Annotated in this window: 12 protein-coding genes; 10 read left to right on the top strand and 2 right to left on the bottom strand. The window is 66.4% G+C overall.

Annotated elements, in window-relative coordinates:
• The first annotated feature begins 64 nt into the window (after positions 1-64).
• The 5 genes from RSA25_RS01475 (at position 65) to RSA25_RS01455 (ending at position 5946) form a co-directional block, all read left to right on the top strand.
• Positions 65-1642, top strand: coding sequence for a family 43 glycosylhydrolase (locus RSA25_RS01475; RefSeq protein ID WP_332807150.1), 1578 nt, complete (start codon positions 65-67; stop codon positions 1640-1642).
• 69 nt (positions 1643-1711) lie between these two features.
• Positions 1712-2746, top strand: coding sequence for a LacI family DNA-binding transcriptional regulator (locus RSA25_RS01470; protein WP_332807200.1), 1035 nt, complete (start codon positions 1712-1714; stop codon positions 2744-2746).
• Between the two features lie 216 nt (positions 2747-2962).
• Positions 2963-3811 carry a 5-dehydro-4-deoxy-D-glucuronate isomerase gene (gene kduI / locus RSA25_RS01465; protein ID WP_332807149.1) on the top strand — a complete coding sequence of 283 codons (849 nt, stop codon included), beginning with the start codon at positions 2963-2965 and terminating at the stop codon, positions 3809-3811.
• A gap of 66 nt (positions 3812-3877) precedes the next feature.
• Positions 3878-4633, top strand: a complete 756-nt coding sequence (gene kduD / locus RSA25_RS01460) for a 2-dehydro-3-deoxy-D-gluconate 5-dehydrogenase KduD (protein ID WP_332807148.1) — start codon at positions 3878-3880, stop codon at positions 4631-4633.
• A gap of 212 nt (positions 4634-4845) precedes the next feature.
• Positions 4846-5946 carry a GDSL-type esterase/lipase family protein gene (locus RSA25_RS01455; RefSeq protein ID WP_332807147.1) on the top strand — a complete coding sequence of 367 codons (1101 nt, stop codon included), beginning with the start codon at positions 4846-4848 and terminating at the stop codon, positions 5944-5946.
• A 30-nt stretch (positions 5947-5976) separates the two neighbouring features.
• Here the strand turns inward: RSA25_RS01455 and RSA25_RS01450 are convergent, their stop codons facing one another.
• Both RSA25_RS01450 and phhA read right to left on the bottom strand, forming a co-directional pair.
• The gene (locus RSA25_RS01450; RefSeq protein WP_332807146.1) at positions 5977-6642 is read right to left on the bottom strand and encodes a DUF4375 domain-containing protein; all 666 of its coding nucleotides are present in this window, start codon (positions 6640-6642) and stop codon (positions 5977-5979) included.
• Positions 6643-6673: 31 nt separating this feature from the next.
• Positions 6674-7570, bottom strand: coding sequence for a phenylalanine 4-monooxygenase (gene phhA, locus RSA25_RS01445; protein WP_332807199.1), 897 nt, complete (start codon positions 7568-7570; stop codon positions 6674-6676).
• Positions 7571-7697: 127 nt separating this feature from the next.
• Between phhA and RSA25_RS01440 the strand changes: the two genes are divergently transcribed.
• The 5 genes from RSA25_RS01440 to RSA25_RS01420 all read left to right on the top strand — a co-directional run bounded on the left by RSA25_RS01440 (position 7698) and on the right by RSA25_RS01420 (position 11492).
• Complete coding sequence (locus RSA25_RS01440; protein ID WP_332807145.1) at positions 7698-8180, top strand: Lrp/AsnC family transcriptional regulator; 483 nt, start codon at positions 7698-7700, stop codon at positions 8178-8180.
• Positions 8181-8256: 76 nt separating this feature from the next.
• Positions 8257-9105: a hypothetical protein gene (locus RSA25_RS01435; protein WP_332807144.1), complete on the top strand. Its 849-nt coding sequence runs from the start codon at positions 8257-8259 to the stop codon at positions 9103-9105.
• 10 nt (positions 9106-9115) lie between these two features.
• The gene (locus tag RSA25_RS01430) at positions 9116-9343 is read left to right on the top strand and encodes a hypothetical protein (protein WP_332807143.1); all 228 of its coding nucleotides are present in this window, start codon (positions 9116-9118) and stop codon (positions 9341-9343) included.
• Positions 9340-10497: an XVIPCD domain-containing protein gene (locus RSA25_RS01425; RefSeq protein WP_332807142.1), complete on the top strand. Its 1158-nt coding sequence runs from the start codon at positions 9340-9342 to the stop codon at positions 10495-10497. The genes RSA25_RS01430 and RSA25_RS01425 overlap by 4 nt, the downstream gene beginning before the upstream one ends.
• A gap of 131 nt (positions 10498-10628) precedes the next feature.
• Entirely contained in the window at positions 10629-11492 is an 864-nt protein-coding gene (locus RSA25_RS01420; RefSeq protein ID WP_332807141.1) for a hypothetical protein, read from the top strand.
• Positions 11493-11504 lie beyond the last annotated feature (12 nt).

The raw sequence follows: 11504 nt of genomic DNA, 5'->3' as shown, positions 1-11504 counted from the left end.
GCCCATGGCCCCAAGGACGCGGCCAGCACGCGCGCGTCCCCCTGCTGGATGGCGGAGACCTGCAATGACCCTGTGCAAGACCCTGGCCGGCCTCGCCGCCGGACTGCTGTTGGCTGCGGCCGTGCACGCCGCACCGCCGGCCACCCCGTGGGCGCGCGGCATCGAACACCAGCGCCAGGCCGACCTGGGCAACGGCACCTTCCTCAACCCGGTGCTGGCCGGCGACCGGCCCGACCCGTCGGTGCTCAAGGATGGCGAGGACTACTACCTCACCCTGTCCTCGTTCGACGCCTATCCCGGCCTGCCGATCTGGCACTCGCGCGACCTGGTCAACTGGCAGCCACTGGGCCACGCCATCACCACCAACGTGGGCGCGATCTGGGCACCGGACATCGTCAAGCACCAGGGCCGCTACTTCATCTACTTCCCCGCGCGCACCGCGCAGGCACGCAGCAACTTCGTGGTCTGGGCCGACCGCATCGACGGCCCCTGGAGCGCGCCGATCGACATCGGCCTGGGCGGCTACATCGATCCGGGCCACGCGGTGGGCGAGGACGGCAAGCGCTACCTGTTCCTGAGCGGCGGCGCCTATGTGCAGCTGGCCGACGACGGCCTCAGCGTGGTGGGCACGCCGCGCCACGTGTATGACGGCTGGAAATACCCGGAGAGCTGGGATGTGGAGGCCTACGCGCAGGAAGGCCCGAAGATCCACGTCCGCGATGGCTGGTATTACATGACCACCGCCGTGGGCGGCACCGCCGGCCCGCCGACCGGGCACATGGTGATCACCGCCCGCTCGCGCTCGATCCACGGCCCCTGGCAGAACGCGCCGAACAACCCCATCACCCGCACCCGCTCGGCCGCCGAGCCGTGGTGGTCGCGCGGCCACGCCACGGTCATCGAGGGCACCGACGGGCGCTGGTGGATGATGTACCACGGCTACGAGAACGGGTACTGGACGCTGGGCCGGCAGGCGCTGCTGGAGCCGATCCAATGGACGGCCGACGGCTGGTTCACGGCCACCGGGGGCGATCTGGGCCAACCGCTGCGCAAGCCCGCCGGCCAGGTGCTGGGCCCGCACGGCATGGCCTTGTCCGACGACTTCGCCGGCCCGGCGCTGGGCCCGCAATGGTCCTTCTTCAATCCCGCCCGGGACGAGTACCGGCGGCTGGACTTCAGCGGCGAGGGCCTGCTGCTGCAGGGCAAGGGCCAGACCCCGAAGGACAGCTCGCCGCTGACCGTCATCGCCGGCGACACGGCCTACCAGTTCGAGGTGGAGATGGAGATCGCCCCGGGCGCGGTGGGCGGTGCCCTGCTCTTCTACAGCGACCGCCTGTACGTGGGCGTGGGCAGCAATGGCCAGGCCCTGGTCATGCACCGCTATGGCGAGGAGCGCCCTGCCCGGCTGGCGCCCGGCACCACCGGCGGGCGGCTGTGGCTGCGCGTCACCAACAACCGCCACATCGTCACCGTCCACACCAGCACCGACGGCCAGACCTGGCAGAAGTACCCGGTTCAGATGGAAGTCTCCGGCTACCATCACAATGTGGCCGGGAAGTTCCTCGCCCTCAAGCCGGCCCTGTACGCAGCCGGTGACGGCAAGGTACGTTTCCGCAACTTCCGCTACCGCGCCCTCGATTGAGCGGCCCGGTAGACTCCCCCGACTCATCCCGGTTCGAACGACATGTCATTGCGCAGCAAAAACGATCCGATGCCGCCGCACGGATTGACCAAGGGCAAGGCCGCCACCATCAATGACATCGCGCGCCTGTCCGGGGTCTCCAAGAAGACCGTGTCGCGCATCATCAACAACTCCCCGCTGGTGCGCAAAGACACCCGCGAGAAGGTCGAGGCGCTGATGCGCGAGGTGGGGTATGCGCCCGATCCGCTGGCGCGCGGCCTGGCCTTCCGGCGCTCGTTCCTGATCGGCATGGTGTACGACAACCCCACCGCGCAGTACATCGTGGACATGCAGTACGGCGCGCTGGACGCGCTGCGCGGCTCCAGTTTCGAGCTGGTGGTGCATCCCTGCGACTCGCGCAGCCCCGGCTACATCGAGGGCGTGCGCCGCTTCGTGCAGCAGCAGAAGCTGCATGGGGTGATCCTGGTGCCGCGCGCCTCCGAGGACCAGGCGCTGGTGGACATGCTCGACGAGATCGGCTGCCGCTTCACCCGCATCGCCGCGCTGCCGCTGGATGACACCTCGCAGATGGTGGTCACCCACGACCGCGACGGCGCCGCCGAGGCCGCCGATTACCTGCTCTCGCTGGGCCACCGCGACATCGCCCTGGTGACCGGCCCCAGTGCCTACCGCTCGGCGCACGAGCGCACCGCCGGCTTCATCGATGCGCTGGCCCAGCGCGGCATCGAACTGCCGCCGGCACGCATCGTGGAGGCCGGTTACACCTTCGAATCGGGCGTGGCCGCGGCCGAGAAGCTGCTGCTGGGCAAGCAGCGCCCCACCGCCATCTTCACCGGCAACGATGAAATGGCCGCCGGCATCTACAAGGTCGCCCTGCGCGCGGGCATCAACATTCCCCGCCAGTTGTCGATCATCGGCTACGACGACAGCCCGCTGGCCTCGCGCCTGTGGCCGTCGCTGACCTCGGTGCGCCGCCATACCCGCGACACCGGCCGCACCGCGGCGGCCATGCTGATCCAGCCCGAAGGCCAGGCCGCGCTGCAGATCGCCAGCGTGCGCCCGCACCTGATCGTGCGCGACTCCTGCCAACCGCCCGAGGATTGAGGCGCGCCGCGATGGCACCAACGCGTATTCATGATCAACGCGTCGCCACGCGCCGGGACAAGGCGTTGCCGGCCATACCGCTGCTCTGACACGTCCGCGGGCACTCACGCGGCACCGCTACTGCAACGCAAAATGACACCGGTTTCCCAACCGGCTAGAATCCCCCCGAATCGCGCCGGGGCCGACCCATCGGCCCACCCCTGCACTGGAGACGCCATGTACTGCAAGACCCACTACGCCACCCATCCCGACGCCATCAAGGGCGCCAGCAACGACGACCTGCGCGAGCTGTACCTGCTCGACGGCCTGTTCAACGCCGATGCGGTGACGCTGAAGTACACCCATTACGAGCGCTTCGTGCTGGGCGGCGCCGCGCCGGTCAACGGCCCGCTGTCGCTGCCCCGGCAGACCGAGCCGGCCTCTGCCGCCGGCCACCCGTTCCTGGAGCGCCGCGAGCTGGGCATCATCAACGTAGGCGCGGGCAGCGGCACCGTGACCGTGGATGGCACCGTGTTCACCCTTGGCCCGAAGGACGGCCTGTACGTGGCCATGGGCAGCGAAGAGGTGGTGTTCGCCTCCGATGACGCGGCCACCCCGGCCCAGTTCTACCTGGCCTCCACGCCGGCGCACGCGCGCTTTGAAACCAAACAGCTGTCGATCAAGGACGCGGTGGCACTGGATCGCGGCGCACTGGAAACCAGCAACGAGCGCACCATCTACCAGTACATCGTGCCGGCCACCTGCCAGTCCTCGCAGCTGCTGCTGGGCCTGACCGTGCTCAAGCCGGGCAGCGTGTGGAACACCATGCCCCCGCACCTGCACGACCGCCGCAGCGAGGTCTATTTCTACTTCGACCTGGGCCAGAACGACCGCGTGTACCACTTCATGGGCGAGCCCGAGGCGCAGCGCCACATCGTGATCCAGAACAACGAAGCGGTGGTGTCCCCGCCGTGGTCGATCCACATGGGCGCCGGCACCAGCAATTACGCCTTCATCTGGGCGATGGGCGGCGAAAACCTGGATTACACCGACATGCACGTGCTGGACATCTGCCAGCTCAAGTGACCCCCGCGCGCCATCCGCAGCCTGCGGGTGGCGCCTGTGCCGCATTGAAAAAGGACCGCATACGCAATGGCTAATCCGTTCAGTCTGGAAGGCAAGGTCGCCCTGGTCACCGGTGGCAACACCGGCCTGGGGCAGGGCATCGCGGTGGCACTGGCCCAGGCCGGTGCCGACGTGGCCGTGGCCGGCATCCAGCCGCCCACCGACACCCTCGCCGCCATCACCGCGCTGGGCCGCCGCTGCCTGGCCATCGAAGCCAACCTCATCAGCATCGAGCCGGTCGAGCGCGTCATCCGCGAAACCATCGACGGCCTGGGCGGGCTGGACATCCTGGTCAACAACGCCGGGCTGATCCGCCGCGCCGACGCGGTGGACTTCAGCGAGCAGGACTGGGACGACGTGATGAACGTCAACATCAAGTCCGCGTTCTTCATCTCCCAGGCCGCAGGCAGGCATTTCATCGCCCAGGGCCGCGGCAAGATCATCAACATCGCCTCCATGCTGTCCTTCCAGGGCGGCATCCGCGTGCCGTCCTACACCGCCAGCAAGAGCGGCATCGCCGGCATCACCCGCCTGCTGGCCAACGAGTGGGCGGCCAAGGGCATCAACGTCAACGCCATCGCGCCGGGCTACATGGCCACCGACAACACCGCCGCGCTGCGCGCCGATGAAGACCGCAACGCCTCGATCCTGGCGCGCATCCCGGCCGCGCGCTGGGGCACCCCGGAAGACCTCGGCGGGACGGCCGTGTTTCTGGCGTCGCGTGCCTCGGATTACGTCAACGGCGCGGTGCTGCCGGTCGATGGCGGTTGGCTGGCGCGGTAACGCCATCGCGATGCGCTGGCGCTCCCACGATCTGCGCTGCAGATCGTGGGCCCCGCGCGACCGTTGCCCCCAGACCCCCACCGCTTCGCGGTCGCCCCCTGACTCAGGGGGCTCTCCCCCAGATGCATGTCGGTAGTGCCGGCCGCTGGCCGGCAACACAAATCCGGTAGTGCCGGCCGCTGGCCGGCAGCGGGTCACCCAGGAGCACCACCATGCTGCGTCTGCTGCTGTCCCTGTCGCTGCTGTCCTTCGCTCCCGGCGCGCTGGGCGCACCGCACCGCGTCTTCATCGCCGGCGACTCCACCGCCGCCGAATACGGCCCCGAACGTGCGCCGCTGACCGGCTGGGGCCAGGCCTTGCAGACCTACCTGGACCCGGCCGCGTGGGAGGTACGCAACCATGCCAAGGCCGGCCGAAGCGCGCGCAGCTTCATCGAGGAAGCGCGCCTGGCGCCGATCGCCGCCGCGCTGCAACCGGGCGACGTGCTGCTGATCCAGTTCGGCCATAACGATGCAAAGTTCGAAGACGCCACGCGCTACACCGAGCCGGCCAGCGCCTACCCGCAGTACCTGACGCAGTACGTGCAGGTGGCTCGCGACAAGGGCGCCACGCCCGTGCTGATCACGCCGGTCGCGCGGTTGCTGTACGACTTCGGTTCGCTGCTGGACACCCACGCGCTGTATACCCAGGCGATGAAGCAGCTGGCCAGCCGCGAGCAGGTGGCGCTGATCGATCTCAACGACAGCTCCACGCGCTGGATCCGCGCACTGGGCGAGCAGGGCGCCAGACCGTACTTCATGTTCGTGCCCGAGCAGAACAAGGCCGACGGCACCCATTTCAGCGCGGCCGGTGCCAACGCCGTGGCCTGCCTGGTCATGCGCGACTGGGTGGCCCTGCGGCCCGGGCTGACGTCGGCGCTCAAGCGCGACATCGATTGCGAGGTACGCCGCGCAGGGCAGGGCGGTGACGCCGCCACGCCCTCGCGTGTCGTCCACGAACGCGATATCGCCGTCACCCAACCCGGCCCGCATGGTGGGGCGGGGCCGACCACCGCCTATCCGTTCTTCGCCGAGGACGGCCTGCCCTTCGTGCTGCGCAAGCGCGTGCTGCACAAGGGCGCCGGCATCGGCCTGCACCCGCAGCACAAGGATGAGATCTACTACATCGTCAGCGGGCGTGGCAGCTACGTGCTGGACGGTACGCGGCACGACGTGGCCGCCGGCGACGCGCTGCTGACCCGCGCCGGCAGCCGGCACGCGCTGCAGCAGGTGGGTGAGGATGACCTGGTGGTGCTGCTGGCCTATCCGCGCTAGCCAGCGCGGGCGGGGTGCCAGCGGCCACGCTCAACGGACGGGAGCGGCCAGCGGCTCCGGCCCGAAGTGCAGCAGGCCCAGCCGCGCCAGGTCCTCGGGCCGTTCGAAGTACGCGCTGTCCAGCGCGTCCATCGCCTGCCGCTCGGCGTCGTCCATCGCGCCGTACAGGTCGGTCAGTTGCTTGATCGCCGGATCGTCTTCCAGGCGGTCCAGCAGGCCGCGCATGCCGGCCAGCAGCGCGCGCGTCTTCACTGCGCCCATCGCCTGCAACGCGCGAAGTGCAAGCTGGCAGGTGGGGTCGCCCCAGTTGCACAGGAACTGCATGAAGCCGCCGTTGTTGATGTCCGCTTCCATGCGCCACAGCGCGACCAGCTGCTGGTCTTCATCGGACAACGCATCGAGCTGCCACCCCGCCGATTTCAGCCGCGCCAGCGCCGCCTCGTAACGGTCATCCCAGACCTGGTTGGGCACATCCACCACGCCCTGCGCCTGCACCGGCAGCAGGGCCGGCCAGTTCACCCCCAGGCCATCGGCGGTGAGTGCCCAGCCCGCGCGCCCGGCGGGATCGGCCCCGTGCAGTGCCGGCGCCCAGCGCAACGGCTGCCGGGTGCGGCGGCCATCGCTGAGGGAAAGCAGGACGAAGTCGTCGTCGAAATCGACGGCGGCAACACGCAGGGAAGCAAGCACGTTGGTCATGCAGCTCAGGATACCGGACCCGCGCGCGGCCTCAGACGTCGCCGCCGTCTTCCCAGCCTTCGCCGGTGCCCTGCTGGAACACCGTGTCACCGGCCTGCACCTCACCGGCCGGCAGGTGCTCCTTGGCCTCCAGCGCGGCGTAGATCGGGGTGAAGTCCGGATCGGTGGCCTGCATCAGCTGCTCGAAGCTGTCGATGACGAAGTAGGTCTTCTGGAAGGTGTCGATGCGGTAGCGGGTGCGCATGATGCGCTCCAGGTCGAAGCCGATCCGGTTCGGTGCCGCCGATTCCAGCGAGTACAGCGATTCGCCCTTGGACGAGACGATGCCGGCACCGTAGATGCGCAGGCCCTCGTCGGTATTGATCAGCCCGAACTCCACCGTGTACCAGTACAGGCGGGTGAGGTGCTGCAGCGCCTCCGGCCCGATCGCGTGCGCCTTGACCCCGCCGCGCCCGTAGGCGGCCATGTAGTCGGCAAACACCGGGTTCATAAGCAGCGGCACGTGCCCGAACAGGTCATGGAACATGTCCGGCTCGGCGATGTAGTCGATCTGGTCCGGGCGGCGGATCCACCACGTCACCGGGAAGCGGCGGTTGGCCAGGTGGTCGAAGAAATCCAGCTCCGGCAGCAGGCCTTCCACGCCCACCAGCGTCCAGCCGGTGGCCGCGCCCAGCACCTCGTTGAGCTGGTCGAAGCGCGGGATCATGTGCGCGCTCATGCCCATCTCATCCTGCGCCTGCAGGAACTCCCGGCTGGCCCGGCCCTCCAGCAACGCGCGCTGGCGCTGGTAGAGCGTGCTCCAGGTGGCGTGGTCGTCGGCGGTGTAGGTGTCCCAGGGCTGTTCCACGATGGCGGTGGTATAGACCGGCACGTAACCCTTGTCGGTCTGCTGGTGTTCGACGCGGCGTGGGGCGGTGGCGGTTTCCATCGTGGTGGTCTCCTGGGAAGTCATCTGACGATGCTAGGGCAGGGCGCGCGCAAGAGGATTGCAAAGTTGCACGGATATCCCCGATTGGCGCAATATCCTTGCGTCCATCTCATGTTGCGGAGCAGCAATGGCCGGGGAACCTCAGTTCGACCGCACGGATCTGCGCCTGTTGGCCGAAATCCAGCAGCACGGCCGCGCCACCAATGCCGAACTCGCCGCCCGGGTGAACCTGTCCCCCTCGGCGTGCCTGCGCCGGGTGCAGCGGCTGGAGAACGAAGGGGTGATCGCCGGGTACGGCGCGCGCCTGGAGCCGCGCCAGATCGGCCTTGGCCTGCAGGCCTTCGTCCGCGTGCAGCTGGAGAAGCACGACCAGCATGCCATCGGCGTCTTCGCCGACAGCGTGCTGGAGTGGGACGAAGTGGTGGCCTGCCACGCGCTCACCGGCGACATGGATTACCTGCTGCACATCTACGTGCGCGACCTGGAGCATTTCTCAAGTTTCCTGCTGGACAAACTGCTCAACGCCGCCGGCGTGGCCGACGTCAATTCCAGCTTCGTGCTACGCACGGTGAAGGACTTCCGCGCACTGCCGCTGTCGCAGCTGGAGTGAGGCTGGTCACGGACGGCAGTAGCCGTTCTCGGCTACATTGAACGACGTAGACGCATCAATGGAGGATGCAGGCGACATGATGGTCCCCGTACTACGCACCGTGTTCCTGTCTGCACTGCTGCCGCTGGCCGCCTGCGCGCGCTCGCCGGACGAGAAGCCGGTGGCGTTGACCCAGACCAACGAGCAGGGCTGCACGCGCCAGCGCAGCGTGGGGCCGCAGGATGCATATGCGGATCCTGCGCCCTTGAAACAGGCCTGCGTCGGCCCTTACCTGCTGGAGTTGCCGCAGAACTACTTCGATAACCAGACGGGCACCGAGCACGATGGCAGCTTTGGTCTGGCGTTGGAGTACCCGTCACTCGAGGCATTCAAACCGGGTGATCGCATTGGACTCACGGTGGATCAGTCACTGCGTACCATCGACATCGACTTTCGGTATTCCGAGCGCTACACACCGTTGCAGTTGATGGATCGGCTGTCGAGGCCGCCCGCACATGATCGAAACAGTCCAACGCGTTCCTTGGAAACCCGAATAAAGGGCACACCCGTGTTCGGACTCACGCCCTACTATGTGGACCTTGCACACGTTCGAGCACACTATCGAGCGGAGGGCATCGGCGATGAGTCGAGGGTCATGAAAGCCGCTGCGAACAGCGATTGGTTCATTTCAAGAGACCAAGGGGGGCGCGTCGATCGGCTGATCAGCTGTACATCGCGAGAAGCGATAGATCCAGGATACGAATGGCAGAAGGGCGTTCCAAGAAAGACGAAAACCAGAGAGATAGCGAGTTGTGAACACCTCTTTATAATGCCGGATCATCGTGTCATCGCTGAGCTCAGGTATTTGAGAGACCTTCTTCCCGAATGGGAGAGATTGGAGAGTCGCGCAAGCGCGGTGTTTATCGAAAGCGAAGTATTAAAGTAGCGGAAAGGACATGGAAGAAAGAGAAAATCCGGCGCTGAACGCCAAGGACATTGTTATTCTCCGTCATTACGCAAGCCAGGGTAATCGAGAACTCTACTTCAACTACCTCGCACAAAAAAGAGCGGCAGCGATGGTTATGGTCTGCTGGCACTCGGCGTCGTGCGCAATGACAATGCCCCGGGCGCGACAGCAAACAATTTCGCCGCACAACAGGCAGATCGAGATGGCGTTCCCATGAAGGAGAGCGACTGGCAGGATCTCGGCCTCAGATTGATGAGGCGTGACTTCGCTCTGCGGGAAAGACACTTCGAACTCGGTCGTCCAGACCTTGCTCTCAACCTCCCCACACGTGATGTACAAATCTCCCACGATCCGACTTTTCGGGAAACGGGAATTGACCGGGATGGCTGGACGCCGCGAAAGCTGCTCGAGGCCGCGCGCGATCATGGTGGCGAGCCAGAGGCCGAACGTGTCTGGACGATGCTTCTTGATAACCGAAACCTCGGCATCGACCGGGCCGCAGAAACGGGTAGGTTGCTGATGACCACCTACAACGATGACGGCCCGAAAATGGAAGCCTATCTGGCTGACATGGCGAGCGCGCGCTTGCCGGCCGGCCTCCAGCCCACCCCCAACACCGACCCCGACCGCATCGAGTACCGCGGTCAGACCTATCACTACAACGCCGAGGCGTCCCAATGGTGGCGGCAGAACGATGTCAAGGTCACCATGCCGATGGGATCGATTCCGATCCCGGTGGGGTCCATCAGCGTAGGACCATCGCGGGTGAACGACAACGCGACGCAGGAGTACCTCGACGACGCGCGCAAGGTACGCCTGCACCGTCAGGACCTGCGCGACGACTTCCACCCGGACGATCCCAACCGTAACCGTCCGATCATGAAGAGCCCGCAGGTGTTCGCCGAGGTTGGCGCGCCCGAGTCGGCCCTGCAGCAGTCGCAGCTCGCCCAGGCAGCCGACCCCAGGTCTGCCGACCACGCGCGCAACGGGCTGTATCAGCAGTGCGCGAGCCGTGTGCAGGCACTGGATGCAGAGGTCGGAAAGGGCTGGGATCGACATAGCGAGTGCATGGCGGCCAGCCTGACCACCCTGGCGGCCACCCACAAGCTGGAGCGCGTGGACCAGGTGGTGGTGACCGCGCCCAGCCAGGGCAAGGCCGGAGAGGAGCACGTGTTCGTGGTACAGGGCACGCTGGACGACCCGGGCCACCGCCGCGCGCACATGCCCACCGAGCAGGCGATCACCACGCCACCGGAACAGTCCTTCCAGCAGTTGGCGGCGCTGGACCAGGAGCGTGCGCGCGAGCCGGCGCTGCAGATGCAGCACGCGCAGGTCGATCAGGCCCGGTCGGCGCCCGCCCTGCAGATCTGACGGCCTCGCACCCGCTGGCGATGCTCTCTACTGCATCGCCAGCGGGCCACTCCCGGCGTCGCGCCACGAACGTCACGTTACCTACGGTTGGCCAGATCGGTGACCGCGCAGCAATGAAAAATGGAAACCAGATGACGCGCCACATCGCACTTACCCTGCTTCTGGCCTCGCTGCTATCGATGGCCGCGTGCGCGCAGCCGGCGGGCCAGAAACCAGTGGCGCTTACCCAGACCAACGAGCAGGGCTGCACACGCCAGCGCAGCCTTGGCCCGCAGGATCCGTATGCCGATCCTGCACCGTTGAAGGAGGCCTGCATCGGCCCGTATCTGCTGGCGTTGCCGCAGAACTATTTCTACAACCAGATCGGCACGGAGCATGATGGCAGCTACATGCTGGCGCTGGAGTATCCGTCGCTGCAGGCGTTCAAGCCCGGCGAACGAATGAACTTGACAGCGGATATGTCGATTCGCACGGTGAGCGTCGAGTACCGCTACATCGACCGAATCGACATTCGTGAAGCAATGCGTAGAAGCTACACGCCGATGGCGTACCAACAGGGCAATCCTGAGGCGTCACTGGAAAGCCGCATCCAAGGTGAGCGCCTGCATGGATTGGTCCCCTACTACCTCGATATGGGGGTGGTCCGCACTCACTATCGTGCGCAGGGTTTCAAGGAGGGCGCGCCGGTCATGACGGCTGGCTTCCACAAGGATTGGTTCCTGGCAAAAGACGCTGCCGGCGAGGTGGAAACAGTAATCAAATGTACGCCGCGAGAGATAACCGTATCTGGCGTCGAATATCGCGAAGGGAAGCTGGTCAAGAGCAAGGAGAACGGGTACGCCGTTTGCACGCAGACCTTCATGATCGCCCCGATGAAGACGTTGGTTGAGGTTACGTATCCTCGGGAGGGCCTTGAGCGCTGGCGTGAAATCGACGCACGCGCGCGTGAGTTGCTGACAGGTGCGATCAAGCAAAGCAGGGGAGTTAAGAAATGAGCGCGCGTAGGT

It is taken from the genome of Stenotrophomonas sp. (genome assembly GCF_036662295.1).
GTDB lineage: Bacteria > Pseudomonadota > Gammaproteobacteria > Xanthomonadales > Xanthomonadaceae > Stenotrophomonas.
Note: the sequence above shows the minus strand (reverse complement) of the source record. Positions and strands in the feature narration are given on the sequence as shown.